The organism is Kribbella monticola, assembly GCF_003261635.1.
GTDB lineage: Bacteria > Actinomycetota > Actinomycetes > Propionibacteriales > Kribbellaceae > Kribbella > Kribbella monticola.
Genome location: NZ_QFXK01000029.1, coordinates 516,457 through 536,660 on the forward strand (window position 1 = coordinate 516,457; position 20,204 = coordinate 536,660).

Annotated in this window: 19 protein-coding genes; 8 read left to right on the plus strand and 11 right to left on the minus strand. The window is 68.6% G+C overall.

The window, feature by feature from the left end; translation table 11 throughout:
- The 3 genes from DIZ26_RS16275 to DIZ26_RS16285 are packed head-to-tail and all read left to right on the plus strand — an operon-like array spanning position 1 to position 5,364.
- Positions 1–1,764, plus strand: coding sequence for an ABC transporter transmembrane domain-containing protein (locus DIZ26_RS16275; protein ID WP_112242045.1), 1,764 nt, complete (start codon positions 1–3; stop codon positions 1,762–1,764).
- Entirely contained in the window at positions 1,761–3,539 is a 1,779-nt protein-coding gene (locus DIZ26_RS16280) for an ABC transporter ATP-binding protein (protein WP_112242047.1), read from the plus strand. The genes DIZ26_RS16275 and DIZ26_RS16280 overlap by 4 nt, the downstream gene beginning before the upstream one ends.
- A 25-nt stretch (positions 3,540–3,564) precedes the next feature.
- Positions 3,565–5,364, plus strand: coding sequence for an alpha/beta fold hydrolase (locus tag DIZ26_RS16285; RefSeq protein ID WP_198676118.1), 1,800 nt, complete (start codon positions 3,565–3,567; stop codon positions 5,362–5,364).
- Here DIZ26_RS16285 and DIZ26_RS16290 read toward each other — a convergent pair.
- The 5 genes from DIZ26_RS16290 to DIZ26_RS16310 all read right to left on the minus strand — a co-directional run bounded on the left by DIZ26_RS16290 (position 5,344) and on the right by DIZ26_RS16310 (position 12,272).
- Positions 5,344–6,255 carry a S66 peptidase family protein gene (locus DIZ26_RS16290; protein WP_232828378.1) on the minus strand — a complete coding sequence of 304 codons (912 nt, stop codon included), beginning with the start codon at positions 6,253–6,255 and terminating at the stop codon, positions 5,344–5,346. The genes DIZ26_RS16285 and DIZ26_RS16290 overlap by 21 nt on opposite strands.
- Positions 6,256–6,293: 38 nt before the next feature.
- Positions 6,294–6,812 (minus strand): GrpB family protein, encoded by a 519-nt coding sequence (locus DIZ26_RS16295; protein WP_112242051.1) that lies wholly within the window; start codon positions 6,810–6,812, stop codon positions 6,294–6,296.
- Between the two features lie 10 nt (positions 6,813–6,822).
- Positions 6,823–10,278 carry a phosphodiester glycosidase family protein gene (locus DIZ26_RS16300; RefSeq protein WP_232828379.1) on the minus strand — a complete coding sequence of 1,152 codons (3,456 nt, stop codon included), beginning with the start codon at positions 10,276–10,278 and terminating at the stop codon, positions 6,823–6,825.
- Positions 10,279–10,451: 173 nt separating this feature from the next.
- Entirely contained in the window at positions 10,452–10,775 is a 324-nt protein-coding gene (locus DIZ26_RS16305) for a rhodanese-like domain-containing protein (RefSeq protein ID WP_198676119.1), read from the minus strand.
- A gap of 51 nt (positions 10,776–10,826) precedes the next feature.
- Entirely contained in the window at positions 10,827–12,272 is a 1,446-nt protein-coding gene (locus DIZ26_RS16310) for an MFS transporter (RefSeq protein WP_112242055.1), read from the minus strand.
- 86 nt (positions 12,273–12,358) lie between these two features.
- Here DIZ26_RS16310 and DIZ26_RS16315 point away from each other — a divergent pair, with 86 nt between their 5' ends.
- A complete protein-coding gene (locus DIZ26_RS16315) occupies positions 12,359–12,976 on the plus strand; it encodes a TetR/AcrR family transcriptional regulator (RefSeq protein WP_112242057.1) in 618 nt (205 codons plus the stop codon).
- 56 nt (positions 12,977–13,032) lie between these two features.
- Here the strand turns inward: DIZ26_RS16315 and DIZ26_RS16320 are convergent, their stop codons facing one another.
- Positions 13,033–13,890, minus strand: coding sequence for a DNA-formamidopyrimidine glycosylase family protein (locus DIZ26_RS16320; RefSeq protein ID WP_112242059.1), 858 nt, complete (start codon positions 13,888–13,890; stop codon positions 13,033–13,035).
- A gap of 128 nt (positions 13,891–14,018) precedes the next feature.
- On the opposite strand from DIZ26_RS16320, the gene DIZ26_RS37890 reads away from it, so the two are divergent.
- Positions 14,019–14,162 carry a hypothetical protein gene (locus tag DIZ26_RS37890; protein ID WP_185441943.1) on the plus strand — a complete coding sequence of 48 codons (144 nt, stop codon included), beginning with the start codon at positions 14,019–14,021 and terminating at the stop codon, positions 14,160–14,162.
- A gap of 137 nt (positions 14,163–14,299) precedes the next feature.
- On the opposite strand, the gene DIZ26_RS16325 is transcribed toward DIZ26_RS37890, so the two are convergent.
- Positions 14,300–14,572: a hypothetical protein gene (locus tag DIZ26_RS16325; protein WP_112242061.1), complete on the minus strand. Its 273-nt coding sequence runs from the start codon at positions 14,570–14,572 to the stop codon at positions 14,300–14,302.
- An 83-nt stretch (positions 14,573–14,655) separates the two neighbouring features.
- Here DIZ26_RS16325 and DIZ26_RS16330 point away from each other — a divergent pair, with 83 nt between their 5' ends.
- From DIZ26_RS16330 to DIZ26_RS16340, 3 genes are read left to right on the plus strand one after another with little or no spacing between them, the layout of a single operon-like run.
- Complete coding sequence (locus DIZ26_RS16330) at positions 14,656–15,609, plus strand: GlxA family transcriptional regulator (protein WP_112242063.1); 954 nt, start codon at positions 14,656–14,658, stop codon at positions 15,607–15,609.
- The gene (locus tag DIZ26_RS16335) at positions 15,609–16,142 is read left to right on the plus strand and encodes a GNAT family N-acetyltransferase (protein WP_112242070.1); all 534 of its coding nucleotides are present in this window, start codon (positions 15,609–15,611) and stop codon (positions 16,140–16,142) included. Before DIZ26_RS16330 ends, DIZ26_RS16335 begins: the two co-directional genes overlap by 1 nt.
- Positions 16,143–16,199: 57 nt before the next feature.
- Positions 16,200–16,733 (plus strand): hypothetical protein, encoded by a 534-nt coding sequence (locus DIZ26_RS16340; RefSeq protein WP_112242073.1) that lies wholly within the window; start codon positions 16,200–16,202, stop codon positions 16,731–16,733.
- A 157-nt stretch (positions 16,734–16,890) separates the two neighbouring features.
- Here the strand turns inward: DIZ26_RS16340 and DIZ26_RS16345 are convergent, their stop codons facing one another.
- The 4 genes from DIZ26_RS16345 to DIZ26_RS16360 form a co-directional block, all read right to left on the minus strand.
- Entirely contained in the window at positions 16,891–17,709 is an 819-nt protein-coding gene (locus DIZ26_RS16345) for an ABC transporter permease (RefSeq protein ID WP_112242075.1), read from the minus strand.
- Entirely contained in the window at positions 17,709–18,743 is a 1,035-nt protein-coding gene (locus tag DIZ26_RS16350) for an ATP-binding cassette domain-containing protein (RefSeq protein WP_112242077.1), read from the minus strand. The genes DIZ26_RS16345 and DIZ26_RS16350 overlap by 1 nt, the downstream gene beginning before the upstream one ends.
- A gap of 158 nt (positions 18,744–18,901) precedes the next feature.
- Positions 18,902–19,597, minus strand: coding sequence for a PadR family transcriptional regulator (locus DIZ26_RS16355; protein ID WP_112242079.1), 696 nt, complete (start codon positions 19,595–19,597; stop codon positions 18,902–18,904).
- Positions 19,598–19,664: 67 nt separating this feature from the next.
- On the minus strand, positions 19,665–20,189 hold the full coding sequence (locus tag DIZ26_RS16360; RefSeq protein ID WP_198676120.1) for a GNAT family N-acetyltransferase: 525 nt from the start codon (positions 20,187–20,189) through the stop codon (positions 19,665–19,667).
- Between the last annotated feature and the right edge of the window lie 15 nt (positions 20,190–20,204).

Consider the following 20,204-nt stretch of genomic DNA (forward strand, 5'->3'; position numbering starts at 1 on the left):
ATGTCGCTGCGCCTCATTCCCTTCGCCGACCCGGGTGTACCCGATACCCGGTCCGGCCTCCGACTCATTCTCTGGCTCGAACACCAGCAGCTCCGCGGGCAGGCGGTCGCAGTCGCCTGGGGCCTGGTGTACTTCGGTGGCATCGCCGCCGCCCCGGTCTCGGTCGGCCTCGCCGTCCAGGCCGTGATCGACAAGTCCTGGCCGCGATTGCTGCTGGCCGGCCTGCTGCTGCTCGTGATGGGCGCTGCCAAGGCCGGCGCCGACTCCTACTTCCACCGCGCCGTGGTGACCAACTGGATCGCCACTGCATCCCGCATCCAGCAATTGATCTCCCGCAAGGCCGCTGAGCTCGGCTCGATGCTGACCCGGCGGATCGCTGCCGGTGAGGTGGTCGCCGTGAGCAGCGGCGACGTCGAGAAGATCGGCTGGTTCGTCGAGGTGCTGGGCCGGTTCACGGCCGCCCTGCTGACCTGCTTCGCCGTGGTGATCGGCCTGCTCTTCTACGAACCGCAGCTCGGCCTGATCGTCGCCGTCGCGGTTCCCGTGCTGGCTGTCTCGATCGTGCCGCTGATGGGTCCGGCCGAGCGCCGGGCCGACCAGCAGCGCGCCAAGGGCGGCCGGGCCACCGAGCTCGCCGCCGACACGGTCGCCGGCCTGCGCGTACTGCGTGGCATCGGTGGCGAGCAGCTCTTCCTGGACCGGTACCGCGAGGCGTCGCAGGAGTACAGGTCGAGCGCCGTCCGGTCGGCGCGGATGTGGTCGCTGATCGCGGCCCTGCAGGTGCTGCTGTTCGGTCTGTTCCTGGTGCTGATCGTCTGGTTCGGCATCCGGCTGGTGACCTCCGGCCGGATCAGCGTCGGCGAACTCGTCACGACGTACGGCTTCATCACCTTCATGATGGTGCCGCTGCAGACGTTCGAGGAGACGGCGAGCGCGTTCATCTTCTCGAAGGTGTCCGCGCGTCGTGCCGCGCGAGTGCTCTCGCTGCGGCGTACCGATGACAACGCGGCGACGCTGGAAGCCCAGGTGCCGGAAGGTGACCTGTTCGACCCGATCACTGGGCTGTCTGTTCCGGCTGGATCCTTCACTGCCGTGGTCTGTGGCAACCCGGACGCCAGTGGACGGCTAGCGGATCGACTGGGCGGTCACAGCCCCGATGCCGAACCAGGGCAGGCCTCTGTGCTGCTCGACGGCGTGGCGCTGGACGAGCTGCCGCTGGACTCCGCGCGGACCGCAGTACTCGTGCAGGACAAGGATCCCGTGCTGCTGTCCGGCACGGTTCGCGACCTGTTCGACGTACCGTCCAGTGGAGCTGTCTCGGTGGAGGCAGCGCTGGACGCTGCTCAGTGCGAGGACATCCTGGACGTACTGCGTCAGTCGTTGCCGTCAGGTGGTAGCGATGCCACCCAGGCCGTGTTGACCGAGCGCGGCCGGTCCTTGTCCGGTGGTCAGCGCCAACGAGTCGCCCTGGCTCGCTCGCTGTACGTCGATCCGGCGCTGCTGGTGCTCGACGAGCCGACCAGCGCAGTCGATGCACACACCGAGGCCCGGATCGCCGACAGCCTGCGGTTGCTCCGGTCCGGCCGCACCACCGTGGTGTTCACGTCCAGCCCGCTGATGCTCGACCGTGCCGACCGGGTCGTGTTCGTTCCGGACGGCCGGGTCGAGGCCGTCGGGACCCACCACGAACTCATCAACACCAACAACAGGTACCGCGCGGTCGTCACCCGTGAGGACGAACCAACCTACGAGGAGTCGGCGTGAAGCGCCCCGAGTACGACCCGGCAGCGCCGCAGGAAGCGGCTCGTCTGCCGGTAGCTCGCACCGCAACAGTGCGGGCGTATTTGAAGACGCTGTTCAAGCGGCATCGTCGTGCCTTCGGTTGGCTGACCCTGGTCAACGCAGTGGCGGCACTGAGCGGCATGGTCGGGCCATGGCTGCTCGGCAACGTGGTGGAGAAGCTCTCGCACGGCAAGACGGACGTGGACCTTCCGTACGTCGTACTGGGCTTCGTGTGCGCTCTTGCCGTGCAGACAGTGTTCGTCCGGCTCACGCGGCTTCGCGGTGCGGTGCTGGGCGAGGAGATGCTGGCCGATCTGCGTGAGGACTTCCTGGTCCGTGCGGTTGCGCTGCCGCCCGGCGTACTGGAGCGCGCCGGTACGGGTGACCTGCTGTCCCGGATCACCACGGATGTCGACCGTCTCTCGCACGCCATGCGCGACGCCGTTCCCCAGTTGACCATCGCGGTGATCTGGGCCGGGTTGCTGATCGGCGCCCTGGTGGTGACCGCGCCGGAGTTGGCGGTCGCCGTGGTGATCGCGGCACCGATCCTGATCATCGGGGGCCGCTGGTACTTCCGCCGCGCGCCATCGGCGTACCGGTCGGAGGCGGCCGGCTATGCGGCGGTTGCCTCAGCGCTGGCCGAGACCGTGGATGCCGGCCGGACCGTGGAGACGCACCGGCTCGGTGACCGGCGGGTCAAGCTCGGCGACACCCGGATCGGCCAGTGGGTCGCCTGGGAGCGGTACACGCTGTACCTGCGGATGATCCTGTTCCCGGTGATCAACATGACCCACACGGTCGCGCTGGCCGCGGTCCTGGTGGTCGGTGGTGGCCTGGCGATCAACGGCTGGATCACCGTCGGCGCGCTCACCACGGGTGCGCTCTTCATCCAGATGCTGGTCGAGCCGGTCAACATGATGATCCGCTGGTACGACGAGTTGCAGGTGGCCCAGGTCTCGCTCGCTCGGCTGGTCGGCGTCCGCGAGGTCGAGGCGGCGGCGACCGGTGACGACACCGAGCCGGACGGGCGGACCGTGCTCGCCGACGAGGTCCGCTTCGGCTACCTCGAGGGCCGCGACGTGCTGCACGGCGTCACGTTGACGGTCGAGCCCGGAGCCCGGGTCGCACTCGTAGGCCCTTCTGGTGCAGGGAAATCGACTCTCGGCCGGTTGCTGGCGGGTATCTATTCGCCCCGCCTCGGCGACATCACCTTGGGTGGTGCCGCGCTGGACCGGATGTCGGCCGAGCAGGTCCGCAGTCACGTTGCCCTGGTCAACCAGGAGCACCACGTGTTCGTCGGCACCATGCGCGACAACCTGCGACTGGCTCGCCCGACCGCGAGTGACGCGGAGCTGTGGACGGCACTGCGGTCGGTCGACGCGCACGCCTGGGTCGCCGGGTTCGAACACGGCCTCGACACGGAGGTCGGTTCGGGCGGAGTCTCGCTGACGCCGGCGCAGGCTCAGCAGGTGGCGCTGGCGCGGCTGGTGCTGGCGGACCCGCACACGCTGGTGCTCGACGAGGCCACCTCGTTGATGGACCCGCGGGCCGCGCGGCATCTGGAGCGCTCGCTGGCCGGCGTACTGGAAGGCCGGACCGTGGTCGCGATCGCGCACCGGCTGCACACCGCGCACGACGCCGACGTGATCGCCGTCGTCGAGGACGGCCGGATCGTCGAGCTCGGCGGGCACGACGAACTGGTCGATGCCGAAGGCCCCTATGCGGCGCTGTGGCATTCCTGGCACGGTGACCGCTGACACCCTCTCGATGGGAGAATGACGCGTGCTGACCACGCTGCTCTCGCTGCCCACCGTCATGGCCTTCGATGTGGACAGCGAGGGTCGCCTGCTGATCGCGTACGACGGTAGTGGCATCCGTCAGCTGCACGAGATCGGCCCGGACGGAAGTTGGCGGACTCTGACGGAGCTCGCCGACACCGTCCGGGGCGCCCGGTACATCCCGGGTGCCCGCCAGGCCGTGATCGAGCACGACACCGACGGCAACGAGCGCGGCCAGTTGTCCCTGCTCGACCTGGAGGCGGACGGCCTTCCCGAGCTCGTCCCGCTCGTCCAGGACCCGGCGTACCTGCACCGTCTGATCGATGCCAAGCCGGACCGGGTGCTGTTCGCCACCAACCGGCGCAACGACGTCGACTTCGACCTGGTCGCACGAGACCTGGCAACCGGTACCGACACGGTCCTGTACGACGGTGGCGGCTTCATGGGCCCGGTCGCGGTCTCACCGGACGACCGCTGGGCACTGATCCTGATGGCCGGCGGCCCTGGCAACTCGGTGCAGTTGCTCCTGGTCGAGACAGCCACCCAGGCGGTCACCGAGTTGACCGCCTTCGACGTACCGAACTATCAGGACTCGCCCAGCTGGCTGCCGGACTCGTCCGGGTTCGTGATCTCGAGCGACGCCGATCGGGACCGGATGGCCTTGCGGCGCTACGACCTCGCGACAGGTAGCTGGAGCGATCTCCTGGTCGACGACCGGCGGGACCTGGCCGGTTGGATCTGCCCGGACGGCGAGCACCTGCTGGTCGGCAGTACCGACGACGGCGAGGTCTCGCTTGCCCTGCACAGCCTGGCCGACGGTGCTCTGGTAGCGCCGGTAGACCTTCCAGGAGGCGGCCTCGCTGCTCGGCAGATAGGGGCGAGGGATCCGCTGTGGTCAGAGGACGGCAGTCATGCGGTGATCAACTACGCCTCACCTGTGCAGCCGCCTGTGGTGGTCCGCTACACGCGCGAGACCGGCGAACTTCTGATGGTCGAGGCGCCCGACATGCCGGAACTGCCGGCCGGTCTGGCACATCCCGAGAGCCACCGGGTGCCGACTTCGGACGGCGAGCAGGTCCCGGTGTTCGTGTATCGCCCGGCCGAAGGTGGTGACGGGTCGGCGGTCGTCCACATTCACGGTGGACCCGAGGCTGCCGCGATGCGGAGCTGGAACGCGGTGATCGCCGGACTCGTCGCGGAGGGCCACACGGTCGTGGTGCCGAACGTGCGCGGCTCCGCGGCGTACGGGAAGCGCTGGTACTCCCTCGACGACAAGCGGCTCCGGCTGGACTCGGTGGCCGACCTCGCCGCCATCCACGCCTGGCTGCCGTCGATTGGAGTGGACCAGAGCCGGGTCGCGCTCTTCGGCGGCTCGTACGGCGGCTACATGGTGCTTGCCGGACTCGCTTTCCAGCCGACGCTCTGGGCGGCCGGCGTCGACATCGTCGGGATCGCCTCGCTGGTCACCTTTCTGGAGAACACTTCCGACTACCGGCGGGCGGTCCGCGAGCGCGAGTACGGCACGCTGGCCGGCGACCGGGACTTCCTGGAGGAGGCCAGCCCGCTCAACCGGGTGGACGACATCCGGGCGCCGCTGTTCGTCATCCATGGCGCCAACGACCCGCGCGTCCCGCTGTCCGAGGCCGAGCAGATCGCCGAGGCGCTGGCCAAGCGGGACGTCCCCTGCCAACTGCTCGTGTACCCCGACGAGGGCCACGGCCTGGCGAAACGCCAGAACCGCCTCGACGCCTATCCGAAGGCCTTCGCGTTCCTCGCCGAGCAGCTAGCTCAGAGCAGGCAGTAGCGGAGTCAGACTCGTGCCTTCCAACCGGACCGGGAGGCCGAGCGGGATCGCCAGGTTGAGTTCGGCATGGCCGATAGCGGCACCTTCGAGCATCGGTACGCCGAGCGGAACGAGTCGCTCGCGGATCACCTCGCCGACCAGGTCGGTGCTGTCGGAATCGGTGAAGTCGCCGATCACCAGGCCGCTGACCTGATCGAACCAGCCGGACCTGAGCAGCTGGGTGAGCAACCGGTCGATCCGGTAGCCGTCCTCGCCGACGTCCTCCAGGAAGACGATCCCGGCCGGCCGGGCGAAGGTCGGCGTACCGAGGCTGGCTGCAAGGAGAGCCAGGTTGCCCCCGAGGAGGCGGCCTTCCGCAGTACCGGGGACTACAGAACGGGCGCCGGTTGGAGCGAGCAGGTCCGTCACCGACTCGGGCGTGAACAGCAGGTCGCGCAGGCGATCCCGTCCTTGTTCGGAGCCGAGTTGCTCGACCGCGGCGGCCATGGGTCCGTGGATCGTCACCAGCCCGCGAGCGTTCAGGACCTCGTGCAAAGCAGTGATGTCGCTGAACCCGACGAGGATCTTGTCGACAGCCGCCAACTCCTCGACGTCAAGGTGCTGGAGCATGCGCTGTACGCCGTACCCACCGCGTGCGCAGATCACCGCCTTGAAGTCCGGCTCCAGCCACGCCGCCCGGAAGTCCGCCGCGCGGGCTGTGTCCTCCGACGCGAGATACGGCAACTGGTCGTGCCGCCCCAGCGCCGCGGGCATCACCTCGACCTCGAGCCCCCAGTCCCGCAGGTACTTGAGCCCGATCTCCAAGCGCGCACCGTCCAACGGCCCGGCCGGCGCCACCACAGCCACTCGATCCCCGGCCGCCAACCGCGCCGGCCTCCTCACCTCAGTCACCAGACCGACGCTATCCGTCCGGCCATCCGCGCCCGACATCACACCCCCAGCTTCGTCAGCACGCCGGTGATGAACGGAGCCTTGCCGGCTCGGTAAGCAGGCCGGTCCTCGTCGTCAGCCGCCGCCAGCTCCCGCTTGATCCGCGCATACTCGGCTCGGTCGACCGGATCGGAGCGCAGATGATCCCGGAACGCCAGCAGCGTCCGCAGACTGCCCGGACCCTGTTCGAAGATGTGCAGGTGATGTGACCGCCGCTCGACCGTCGGGTAGCACAGAGACCACTTGAGGGCCTGCTGATCACCCGGCTCCGGCGCGGTCAGCCAGCCGATGGAGGCGAGCGCGTCGAACGCCGCCGCGCACTCGGCGTACTCCCGGACCACGGCAGCCATGTCGATGATCGCCTTCGCCGGGAGCCCGGGGACCGCGGTGCTGCCGATGTGCTCGATCGGCTGGACCAAGTACTCCCGCAGTACGGGCTCCACTCGCCGGCGCTGCTCCTCGAACAGTGCCGGCCAGCGGGCGTCGTACTCGACGATCTTGATCGGATCCAGCCGCATATCCCTTTGTCTACCAGTCGACCTTCACGGTGGCTGTCTTGGTGACGCCGTTGACGGTGACTGACAGGTCGGCCGAGCCGGGGCGGAGGGCGGTCAGTTGACCGGTCGCCGGGTCGTAGGAAGCGACGGACCAGAACGGAGCCGTCTTGGCCGGACCGATGTGGAGGAAGGCCGAGCCTGACCAGTCGGCAGAGACCGGGAAGGAGACGGGGACGCGCCGATCTTCCTGTACTACGGTCGCCGCGGCCGGTGCGGTCTGTCCTCGGCGGAGTGATGCCGGGGCGGACAGCTCGAGTGCGTCCACATGCGGCCGGAGTTCGACCTGGAACCAGGAGCGCTCCGGTGCCGACCAGTTCCGCTCGGCCGCGCCCGCAGGACGCGCTGTCGGATCGATCCCGACAAGGGCCCAGCCGGTGAAGCCGCCCGCATCGGGCGCAGCCGCCGGACTCTTGCCGGAGTTGCCGGTCAGCGGCAGCAGTACGCCGTCCGTCCGGGTCGCCGCGAAGGTCCCTGCGTGCGCTGCCATGTACGCCGCGCCCTTGCCGGTCGATGCGCGGAAGTCGGCCAGCCAGCGAACCAGCAACTCGGCCTCCTTGCGATCGCCGAGCTGCGAGTTCTGCGTCGGGGACGGATCGTCGATCGGGTGGTGCGCCATCACCACGACATTGCGGATCGCCGGGTTCGTCGCCGCATCGTCCAACTGCTTGCGCAGATCGAGGATCTGGTCGAACCCACCGGCGCGGAGCGACCCGAGCGAAGAATCCCGCAGTACGAACCGCGTGCCCTTGTGGTCGAAGGTGCTGGTCGGGGCGCCGAACACCTTGGTCCATTCGGACAGGTCGCCCGGGCCGTAGCTCTCGTGGTTGCCCGGCACGTAATGCACCGGAACCTTGCCGGCGACCTCTTCGTCGATGATCTTCTTGGCCAGCGCGATGTCGTTCGCAAAACCGCGGTCGACGAAGTCACCGTTGATCACCAGGAAATCCGGGTGCTGCGCGAGCGCCTCGCGGATCGTACGCCGGGCCTGCTTCGCGTTACCCGACTCGGGGTCGTCGGCGGTGAATTGCGCGTCCGACATCACGGCGAACCGCCACCGGCCGGCCCCGGTGACCGTCCCGTCGGTGACCACCATCGGGTCGATCACCTTGGCGGGCGGTGTCATCGTCACGGGCGGCGCTCCGCGGACCGTCAGGTCGTCGATGACGATGCGGCCGGAGTACTGCCGGGTCGGCACGGTCTCGACCACGTAGATCCGCCAGAACCTCAGCGGCATCGTCAGTCCCGGCGGGATGGTCGCTTCGACATACTTCCAGCCGGTCCAGTCGACCGCGGCCGCCAGGTTCAGCGTCTGCGCCGAGCCACCGGCGCCGTCGTACGCGTTGGCCCGCAGCCAAGCACCCTTGCCGTCGCCGTACACCCAGGCGCCGAGCTTCTGCGGCTGTCCGGGCAACGTCTGCTGCGGCGTCTGGGACAAGTACGCCGCCCGGGTCGCCGTGCTGCCCGTCAGCGAGTAGTCCAGCGCGATCGCCTGACCACCATCGTGGCCCTCGGCAACGGACCTCGAAGCCGTCGCGGCTCCGACCGGTACGGCGTTGGCCTGCCATACGGCGGGATCGTCGACCTCGTCCACCACCTGACTGGTGAGGCCGGCGGTGACACTGAGCTGGGTCGTCAGCGCGCCCACCTTCGCCGTCACCACAGTCGAGACGGCATCGGCGCCGACCGCGGTCACGTCGAACCCATTGCCTCGGGCAACCACCTTGATCAGTGCCGGATCATAGGTCAACTGCACATCGCGCGGTTCCACCCAGGTGGAGAAGCCGTCCGCGTCGAAGCCATTGACGGTGAAGAACCCTTTGGAGGTTGCGTCTGGCAACGAAACCTGCCGGGTCGACGGAGCCAGCCGGATCGGCGTACCGAGCACGGTCATCGGGAATCGTCCGCGGGCCTGCCCTCGCTCGGCGGTCACGATGACATCGCCGGCCCGCCGGCCGGCGACGACCCCCTGACTGGTGACGCGGGCGTTGCTGCCGACCGACCAGTACGGCGTACCGGGGGCCGGCGCGTACGTCTCGTCGTGACCGCGTGCCGTGAGGACCCGGCTCAGGCCGGTGAGGACGCGGGAGCTCTTGGAGATGTCGGTGTCAGGCAGCTCGCCCGCAGTACCGGCCGCTTCGACCTGGAAGCCGGTGAGGCGCCCGGAGCCCTTGCTGGGAAGGAGTCCCAGGCCGTTCGGGACCAGGCGCTCGCCGCCGTCGGACGGGTTGTTGACCACCTCGGGCGCCTGCTCACCGGGCGAGCGGGCCAGCATCGTCGAGGAGCCGCCACCGTCGAGGTTCAGGACGTCGTCGGCGCCGAGGCCGACCATCAGCTGGCCCATCTCCTTGAGCGACAGTCCGCGCGATCCGGTCGCCCGGCCGTCAACGGTCAGCAGGACCATCCGGCGGCCGTTGTCGGTGAACCCGACCGCGGTGCGTGGCGCCAGGTCGGCATCCGGTACGTCGTCAGGCACCACGCCATCGCGGGCGAGCTGGACGTTGCCACTGATCCCGACTGCGATGTCGGCGGCGTCGGAGCGCGGTCCGTACTGGACCTCCACCTTGTCGCCGACCTCGAACGCGGCCAGCGCGGCGGCTCCCGTGTCGCGGCCGATCAGAGCGAGCTCGTTCGCGGCGAGCGGCGTCGTACCGGGTGTGGTGGCCGAGGAGACGACCACGCCGTCGCGGAGTAGTACCTCGCGGACCGTCGGCAGGCCGTCGACCGTGCGAGTGCGCGGGGCGTCACCCCATTCGGGGGTGTAGAGGCCGATGCCGTTCGCGTCGACGGTCGGCGAGTTGAGGTTGGTCAGGTCGAGCCTGGTCGCGTCATCGTCCGTCGCGGTGCCTTGCAGGAAGACCTGCGCGATCTTGCCGAGGCCGTCCTTGCCGATCACCGCGGTGTCGTTGTGGCCGGCGGCCGGGGCGTTGATCAGGCGGCCGTCACGTTCGATCCCGACGCCGAGCGGGGCCGTGGTGTCATTGATGTCGAAGAAGTCGCCGTTGACCCCGGCGATCGCGCCCTTGCGAGCGAGCTGCTGACTGAGCGGTTGCCCGCCGGAAACCTTGCCGGTGTTGACGTAGTCGACGGTGACACCGTGCTGGTCCAGGTCCGCGACGAGGAAGTCGCCCCGCAGCCAGCCGCGCGCGTCGAGGCGCTCGAAAGCTGTGTAGTTCACGCCGGGCGCGACCGGGCTGTCCTTGCGGCTGGTGACGAGACCTTCGCCGGCCGGCGCGATCGCGACATCGGCGATGTCCGACGGCGCCGACGAATGCCTGAGCGCCTCGACCGGCGCGCGCCCCGGGTCCGGAGCGGGCTGGGCGAACGCCGGGGCGAACGCGCCGGTGGCGAGCAGGCCGCCCGCCAGCACGCTGACCGCCGTACGCCGGCCTGTCGTCGCCCGGATGATCGATGGAACCAACGGTGACACGGGAGCCTCCTCGGCGTGGGCGGACGCGGCCATCCGACGCCGAGAGCCCTACCGCCACGTGAGGCGCAGGTGTACGCCGATCAACCGACCGGTGACAAAGTAACGTCTCCAGTCGGTTATCGGAAGATTTCTGTCAGGATTCGGCCTGGACCAGCGGTCGCCGGCCGGCGATCTCAGTCCAGCGCGACCGGGCGGCTCGCGGCCTCCCAGGCCTGCATGCCGCCCTCGAGGTTCATCGCGTCCCGGCCCTGGGAGACCAGGAACTGGGTCGCCATCGACGACCGGCCGCCGACCGCGCAGACGCAGAGCACCTTCTGGTCCAGCGGTACCTCGCCGACGCGCTCCTGCAACTGGCCGAGCGGGATGTGCGTCGCACCCTCGATGTGGCCGCGATTCCATTCGTCGGGCTCGCGGACGTCGAGAACGAACGCCTCCTTCAGCAGTTGGTCGTCAAGGTCGGCCACGCCCACAGCAGGAATCTCCGGATTCTGGAACATGCCCCGATCATCGCAGCCTCCCCGGCCGGTCACTACACACGGTCCGCACGGCTACACCTGGAGGGCCTCGGCATCCGGCTCGCTCGGGGCAGCGACACCTCGGGCGCGCAGCATGGCCCAGCCGACCAGTGCACCGGCGACCAGCGTCAGCGTGAGGCCGGCGACGGTGACCGCCTGCTCGAACTGCGAAGTCTGCTGCCCGGTCCAGTTGGAGCCGGCGATGTCACCCGTGAAGAGCGCCGCGAGGATGGTGCCGGTCACGGCCAGGCCGACGCCAGGAGTGACCTGAGTGGCGGTGTCGAGCAGCGCGGCACCGATCGTGGTGCGGTTCTTCGGCAGACCGCGGAGCACATTGAAGCCGGCGACCGTGCCGATGACCCGCATCCCGGCGGCCACGAGCGCGAGCGAGACGGCAACCCAGAGATAGCCGAAGCGACTGAACAAGCCGAAGACGGCCAGCCCGGACACAACCGCGGCAGAGCTGATCCAGGCGGCTCGATCGGCACCGACCCACTCCACGAACGGACCGACGAGCCTGCCACCCGCGATCAGGACCACGACCTGCGGCAGCATGCCGAGAGAAGCCTGCACGGGCGTCCAGCCCCAGTCGAACTGCAACTGCAGGGTGACCATGTAGCCGAGGCCCGCGACGGCCAGACCCGCTGCGGCCTTGTAGGCCAGGGCACTCGACACCAGCGGGCGGGCGATGAGCCGCAGGTCGAGCAACGGGTACTGCGCTGCGCGGGAGCGGACGACGAAGAGAATCCCGGCGACGACGGCCCCACCGGACACCATCCACGGCACCCACGAACCAGCGCCTTCGTTGACGAACAGGGTCGGCGCGAGCAGCGCGAGCACGATCGTCGCCGTACTCAGCAGTGCACCGACGACGTCCACCGGGTCGTGGTGCAGCTCAGCCGGATCGTCGGCGGCGATGCCAGCCCGTACGCCGACGAGCGCGAGCGCGGCGATCGGCACGTTCACCAGCAGTAGCACCTGCCAGGGAGCGAACGCGAGCACGAAACCACCGGCCGTCGGGCCGACCGCTAGGCCGATCAGGCCGACGGTCGAAATCAGGGTGATCGCCTTCACCTGGAGCTTCTCGGAGTCGAACAGCCGGAAGGCCAGTGCGATCGAACCAGGGGTCGTCATGGCCGCGGCGACGCCCATCACGCCACGGACGGCGATCAGTTGCCCGGCCGAGCTGACGAAGGCGGTCGCCAGGCTCGCAAGAGCCAGCAGCACCAGGCCGATGAGCATCGTCCGGCGCCGGCCGAATCTGTCGGCGATCGCGCCGAACAACAGCATCGATCCGCCGAAGACGACGACGTACGCGCCGGTCACCCATTGCAGCGCGACCGTTGAGGCCTGCAGGTCACGTCCGATCGTGGGCAGCGCGACGTTGAGGATCGAGTTGTCGAGCATCTCGAACAGGAACACCCCGGACAGGCCGGCCAGTGCGATCCAGGCCTCGCGAAGGGACTGGGGAGGCTTCATGGTTACTCCATCTTGGAAGAGTGCGGTCTATTTTTAGAGCGTATACCACTTTCTAGGGCGCACTCTAAGTTTGGTACGCTGCAGCGGTGACGGAGACCGGACTGCGCGAGCGGAAGAAGGCCCGCACCCGCCGGCACATCGCCGAGACCGCCGCCCGGCTGTTCGCCGAGCGCGGCTACGAAAAGGTGGCGGTCAGCGAGATCGCGCGGGCGGCCGAGGTCGCGGAGCAGACGCTGTACAACTACTTCCCGACCAAGGAACAGCTGGTCACCGACCGCGAGGACCAGATCCAGGACCAGCTGAGCGAACTGATCCGCTCCCGGCCGGTCGGGACGAGCCCGGCCGCGGCCATTCGCGACTTCGTCCTGGAACTCGTGTCGGACATCGGCGGCAGGCCGGCCGAAACCGCCCGGGGCAACCTCGGTTATCTGGCCGCGATCAGTCCCGCCGTCAACCGGCTGGCACTGGAGACGACCGACCGCCTCGGCACGGCGCTGACCGCGGCCATCACGGAGTCGAGCTCGATCGCTCCGGAGCTGGCGCGGCTTCAGGGCATCGCGCTGGCCGGGGTGTTCCGCATCATCATCAGCGAGACCGGCACCCGCACCCGCGACGGCCAGACCCCACCCGAGATCGTCACCGAAGTGCGCCCCCAGGTCGAGAACATCCTCACCGAACTCGACCGCTGGCTGACCCCCACCTGAACCCCGTACTGCGGAGATCGCGCGACTTCACCGGCCTCGACAGGCCGGGGCCGCCGCTACTTCAGCAGCTTCGACAGGCGGCGGTCGGCGAGGGGTTTGCCGCCGGTCTGGCAGGTCGCGCAGTACTGCAGGGACGAGTCGGCGAAGCTCACCTCGCGGACGATGTCGCCACAGACCGGGCACTTCTCACCCTTGCGGCCGTGCACCCGCAGGCCGCTCTTCTTCTCCGACTTGAGGTCCTGCGCCGCGAGCCCCTTGGACCGCTCGACCGCATCGGTCAGCGTGTCCCGCATCGCGTCGTACAGGACCTTCTGCTCGTCCTCGGTCAGGTTCGACGCCGGCTTGAACGGGCTCATCTTCGCCACGTGCAGGATCTCGTCGGAGTACGCGTTGCCGATCCCGGCGATCACCGACTGGTTCCGCAGGACGCCCTTCAACTGCACCCGGCCCTGCTGCTTGAGGATCTCGCCGAACTGCTCAGCGGTGAGCGTGAACGGATCCGGCCCGAGGCGGGAGATACCGGGAACATCGGCGGGATCGCGCACGACGTACACGGCGAGCTTCTTCTGGGTGCCGGCCTCGGTCAGATCGAAGCCGGAGCCGTCGTCGAGCACGACCCGGAGCGCGATCGGGCCCTTACCGGGCCGGACCAGTCCGGTCGACTGCTCCTCCCGCCAGCGCAGCCAGCCGGCGCGGGCGAGGTGGATGACGAGGTGGATGCCCTGCGCAGAGATGTCGAGGAACTTCCCGTGCCGCTGCACGTCGTCGATCAGCAGGCCCACCAGCGACGAGATCGGCGGGTCGTAGGTCTTCAGCGCACTGATCGCGGTGATGTCGGCACGCACGATCGCTCGCTCGACGGCGCGTTCCCGCAGGAACCCCGTCAGCGATTCGACTTCCGGCAACTCGGGCACTCCCCCAGTGTGCCGCACCCGACGGACAACCCGGGGGAGGATTTCCCCAGGGGTACCTCGGGTGCATCACCGATACGGGACGGTTGCGGGGACCGCTACCGTCTTAGGAAGAGAGAAGGAGGGACCTGATGGGTTTCGTGAAGACACTGGTCAAGGGCGCTGTGGTGGCGAAGTTGCTGCAGGTGGCCCAGCGCGAGCTGAGCAAGCCGGAGAACCAGCGCAAGGCCAAGGAGATGTTCCAGAAGGTCCAACAGCGCCGCAGCGCCCACTAGACCTGCACCACCTCACCCTCGGCGAGCACCTGACGGCCCGCCGGGTGCGAGCTTGTGCGCCCGCCTGCCGGCGTCGGCTGCCTGTTGCGTTGTGACAGAGCGAATCGGCGGGAGTGCGGCTCCCGCCGATTCGGAGGTCAGGCTGCGTGGCGGCCGTGTTGGTGGGTGAAGAGGCGGGCGTGGCGGATGCTCACGACGGTGCCCGGCGTGCTGGTCGGCTTGTGGGAGAAGGGTTCGGCCATGCTGCCGAGGGCGAGCAGGTCGAGCTTGGTCCTGGCCTCGTCGCGGTCGGAGGCAACCCAGGCTCCGGCCGGGCCGTGCTCGAACCCGGTGGAGTGACGCCTGTTGCTGCTTTCCAGAGCCGCGATCAGTGCCAGCGCGAGTACTGCGAGGACGATGATTCCGGTCATGGCAGTAATTCTGCTATGAGCTAGATCCCGCCACAATTGGCACTATTGACAGTCCTCCACAAATTTCTGCCATACTGGCTCACATGCTGCAGAAGATCGCCGTCGTCCTGATGGAGGACGTCGCGCTGTTCGAGTTCGGCGTGCTGTCGGAGGTGTTCGGGATCGACCGGACCGACGACGGCGTGCCTGCCTTCGACTTCAAGGTGTGTTCGACCCGACCGGGCGAACCTCTGCAAACCAGCAGCCACTCCGCCGTGATCGCGCCGTACGGGTTGGAGGAGCTGGAGGACGCCGATCTGGTCGCCCTCCCGGCCACCACCTGGCGGCACGAGTACGACGAGCGCATCCTCGACGCGCTCCGACGGGCGCACGAGCGCGGCGCGATCCTGCTGACCGTGTGCTCCGGCGCGTTCGTCCTCGGCCGGGCCGGCCTGCTGGACGGGCGCAGCTGCGCGACCCACTGGCGGTACGCGAAGCTGTTCCGCGAGCAGTTCCCGGAGGCGCGGCTCGACGCGGACGTGTTGTTCGTGGACGACGGCGACATCATCACCAGCGCCGGGACGGCGGCCGGCATCGACGCCTGCCTCCACCTCGTCCGCCGCGAACTCGGCAGCGCCGTCGCCACGCGCATCGCCCGCCGGATGGTGGTCCCGCCGCAACGCGACGGCGGCCAGCGTCAGTACGTCGAGGTGCCGGTGCCCGAGTCGTCCGGCGAGAGCCTGCAGCCGGTGCTCGACTGGATGGTCGACAACCTCACCATCGAGCACACCGTGCCCGAACTCGCCCGCCGGGCGCGGATGTCCGACCGCACCTTCGCGCGCCGCTTCGTCGCCGAGACCGGGACGACACCGCTCAAGTGGGTCACCACCCAGCGCGTCCTGCACGCCAGAACCCTGCTGGAGCAGACGAAACTCGGCATCGAGCAGATCGCCTCGGAGTCGGGCTTCGGCACGGCCGCCTTGTTGCGCCACCATTTCCGGAGAGTGGTCGGCGTACCACCGCAGGACTATCGCCGAACCTTCCAGACCGCGAGCTGATGATCACCTACCGACCAGCCACCTCCGCCGAAGCCTCCGCAGTACTGGCCTTCTGGGCCACAGCAGCCGAAGACGCCGACCGTCCACCGGACTCACCCGACGCCCTACTGCGCCTGATCGCCCGAGACCCCGAAGCCCTGATCCTTGCCCTAGACAACAACTCCACCGCCGACGGAAGCGAGGAGGGCAACGGCGAAGGGAAGGGCGACGGCGACGGCGACGGCAACGGCAACGGCAACGGCAACGGCAACGGCAACGGCAACGGCAACGGCAACGGCCTGATTGTCGGCTCGATCATCGTCGGCTGGGACGGCTGGCGGTGCCACCTCTACCGCCTCGCCGTAGCCCCCACCCACCGCCGCCGAGGCATCGCCCGCACCCTGATCTCCCTTGCAGAGCAGCGTTTCACCACCTACGGCAGCACCCGAGCCGACGCCATGGTCCTCGACTCCAACACCACCGCCCACCCCACCTGGCAGACCGCCGGCTACACCCCCCAACCCAACTGGTCCCGCTGGGTCAAACCCCTCTGACTCGTCAACTTCTGCCGGTTTGGTGGCAGCAGATTTCCTTTCTATTGTTGGCGAACCATGCCTACGCACGCCTTCGTCGACGAGTCCTCAAGAGGCGGCTATCTGCTCTGCGCCGTAGTCCTGCTACCCGCCGATCTCGTATCCGCTCGGCGCCTTCTCCGCGGTCTCTGCAAGCCCGGCCAGCGTCGCTTGCACATGAAGCACGAGAGTGACGGACGACGGCGAGAGATTCTCAGCGCCGTCACCCAGTTGGAATTCCAGACGCGGATCTACCGCGCGAGGCTCGGCGTCCGCTCCGAACGTCGCGCCCGGGACGAGTGCTTCCGGACGATGCTTCCCGAGTTGATCGGCGAGCTGGGCGTCGCGCGCATGGTGGTCGAATCCTGCGATCAGGACCGCCAAGACAACCAGGTGATCCGCGAGATGGTCTGGAAGGCTCAGGCAGAGGAGCAGTTCACCTATCTGCACTCGGCGCCGGCGAACGAGCCACTCCTGTGGCTTCCTGACATCGTCGCCTGGGCGGCGGGGCGAGGCGGGGACTGGCGACGCCGCTGCAGCGATCGGCTGCAGATCCGGGACATCGACCCCTAGACACGCGAAACCCGGGCGACCGACCGTCCGGACGGCTCCCGGGTTCACTTCCCACGGCTACTGCCTAGGCTGCTGTCAGTTTACACACTCGCGGCGGCACCCCACCAGCCTGTCCTGCGCCCTCCCGCTGTGGGCGGGAGGGCGCAGCGCTGTGGTTTCAGACTGAGCGTTGGTAGGTGCGGAAGGCTCGGGTGGAGAGGTAGGCGACGAAGAGGGTGAAGGCCAGCAGGTAGAGGCCGTGGCGGGTTACCGAGGACCAGTCGGGGTTGGCGGTCAGGGACTGGCGGGCGGCGACGGTGGCCCAGTCGACCGGGTTGAAGCGGGCGCCGACCTCGACCCAGTGCGGGGCGAGTTTCGGGTTCATCATGATCGACGACAGGAACGTCAGCGGCAGCGAGACGAACTGGAAGATGCCGATCAGCGCCTCCTGTTGCCGGGTGAGCAGGGCGACCGCGTTCGAGAGCGAGCCGAACGCCGTACCGACGAGCATGGACGCGACGATCGTGACGACGTACCCGAGTCCGTTCCCGTCGTAGCGAGCCCCCGCCGCCAGGCCGATCGCGAACACCAGGATCGTCTGGATCACCGTGGTGGTCGCGTTGCTGAGCAACTGCCCCGCCATCAGCGCACCCCGGCGTACCGGCGAGGTGAGCATCCGGTCCATCACGCCGCGCTCCATGTCGGTGATGAACGTCGTCCCCGCCCAGCCACTCGACATCAACGCCGTCATCATCACGATGCCCGGCGTCAGGAACGCGATGTACGACGAGTCGGAGAAGCCCGGAAGCTTCACCACCCCCTTGAACAACTGCCCGAACAGCAGCAACCAGATCGCCGGCTGCACCAAGGTGAAAGCGATCAGGGCAGGAGACCTGTACTGCGCCCGCAACCAGCGACCCGTGATCATCGCGGTCTGTCCGGCCAGTCCGCCCGATCGAGCCGAGGACCGTACCGCGGTAGCTGTCATCGTGGCCATCAGGCGGCCCTCTCCTTCTCCGCATCGGAAGCCCGCTCGGCCGCCCGGAAGGTGCGACCGGTGTAACGCAGGTAAACGTCGTCCAGCGTCGGCCGGGCAACCGTGACGGCCGCGACCGCAATCTCCTGCTCCTCCAGCACACCCAGCACAGCCGGTACGGCGGTCGCACCGCGATCCACCCGCGCTCGCAAGACGTTGCCCTCGACAACGATCTCGCCGATCCCGGGCAACTCGCTGATCAAGGAGTGCACCCGGTTCGCCGAAGTCGCGTCGGCGAGTTCGACCTGGACGGAGTCGCCGCGGAGCTCGGCCTTCAGTTCCTCGGGGCTGCCCGAGGCGACGACCTTGCCGTGGTCGACGATCGCGAGTTGCGCCGCGAGCCGGTCGGCCTCCTCCAGGTAGTGAGTGGTCAACAGGACAGTGAGTCCTTCGGCTGCGGAGAGCCGTTCGACCTCGGTCCACAGGTCCGCCCGCGCTTCTGGATCGAGCCCGGTAGTGGGCTCGTCGAGGAACAGCACCGTCGGCCGGTGCACGAGGCCGAGTGCGACGTCCAACTTGCGTTGCATGCCACCGGAGTACGTGCGGACCTGGCGATCCGCGGCGTCGGCGAGGCCGAAGCGTTCCAGGAGTTCGGCGGACCGGCGTACGGAGTCGGATTTGGACAGGCCGTAGATCCGGCCGCTGAGAACGAGGTTCTCGGTGCCGGTCGCCATCGGGTCGGAGCTGGACTTCTGCGGTACGTAGCCGATCGCCAGCCGGACCGCCTGCTGGTCGTTGACGACGTCGAGGCCGGCGACTCGCGCCGTACCGGAATCGGCCCGGGACAAGGTGGTCAGGATCTTCACCGCGGTGGACTTGCCGGCGCCGTTGGGCCCGAGCAGCCCCAGGACGACGCCCGCCGGCACGTCGAAGGTGAGGCCGTCGAGGGCACGGACGGGCGGCTTCTTGCGGGCCGCCGGGTAGGTCTTGACCAGGTCGGTCACCTCGATCGCGAGGTCACCGCCGCCGGTCCGGGCGTGCGTGGGTGGTGCCATGGTCGAACTCCTCAAAGGTGTGACGAGGAGCCGATCCGTTCGAGCTGGCTATCCTGATGGTTGCGCCTTGGGTGCCAGGTCTCGCTTGCGGGATCGACTCGAGGAACTGCGGCCCTTGACCACGGCGTTGCCGCGCCCTGGTCGGGGGCCGTCCTGCGTTACAGACCTTCCGGTGGGACCTCCTTCAGCCAGGGCAGGTCCTCCCCGAAGTACTTCACGGGATCCTGCAGCACGTCCCTGGGCTTGATCCCCAGCTCGGCGACGAGCTCGTGCGTCCTGCGCCAGAAGGCACTGCCTTCGAGCCCGTCGACCCGGATCTCGGCCGCCAGCCCCTTCGCGTAGTCACGCTCGGCGGTGAGCACGGCGACCCGGAACTCGGACTCCACCCAGAAGATCCGCGGAAACTTCTTCGACTGCATGAACTCGTGCATCCCGACCAGCTGAGCGATCTCCTCGTCCAGCGCGACGACCCGCTGCTCGAGCAGCTCGACGACCCGGTCCGGCGGGAAGGCAGGGAGATAGGCCAGCCCGGCTTCCAGCTGCCGGAACTCCTTGGCCGGCGTGCCGAGCAGCTCGGTCAGCCAGTCGTCGAACTCGGCACGCCCGCTCTCGGTGATCGCGTAGACCGTGCGCTCCGGGCGATTCCCGTCCCGCAGGGTTTCGACCGCCTCGATGAACCCGGCCTTCTCCAGCGCCGCGACGACGGAGTACAGGGAGCCGTAGTTGAGCTTGATGCTCACTTCCTTGCCGCGGCCTTTGAGCAGCGAGGAGATCTCGTACGGGTGCATCGGGCGCTCTCCGAGGCTGCCGAGCACGGCGAACGCGAGCGGATTCGCCACCTTGCGCTTAGCCATGCTGCACCTCCTCGATTCCGATTACTCGAAATCGAGTATTAGACCTCGGATACCTGGTGTCAAGTACTCAGGCAGGCCGCTCGAAGATCAGCTCCAGGCCGTCTTCTTCGTCCCACTGCTCCCCGTTCCGGGTGAAGCCGAACGGTGCGATGGTCGCCAGCGATGCCACGTTGTCGGGGCTGATGGTGGCCCGGACCACGCGTACCGCGGACTCCGCGGCCGCCCTGTCGAGCAGCGCGGCCAGGATCGCCTTCGCGTAGCCACGCCGCTGGTACTGCGGGTCGACGGTGTACCCGACCTCGACCATGCCGTCCGCGTCGGGCGGCCCGTGGAACCCGGCGTAGCCGACCACCACCTCACCTTGAGCTTCCGGCGGCGTGGCGAGAACGGCTCGGGCGATCCAGCCGGCCGCCTCCGGCTGGGTCTCGAGCTGCTTGAGCCGGTAGTTCCACAACCACTTCGCGCGGTCGCCGACGAACAACTCGCCGAGTTCGACGCCGGATTCGGCGCGGGCGGTGGGCAGGTCACCGTCGAGCAGGGCGGACATGGTCTTGGCGGACAGCTCCGCGAAGCGGACTTGGTGAGAGGTCATGCGATCGACTCTGCG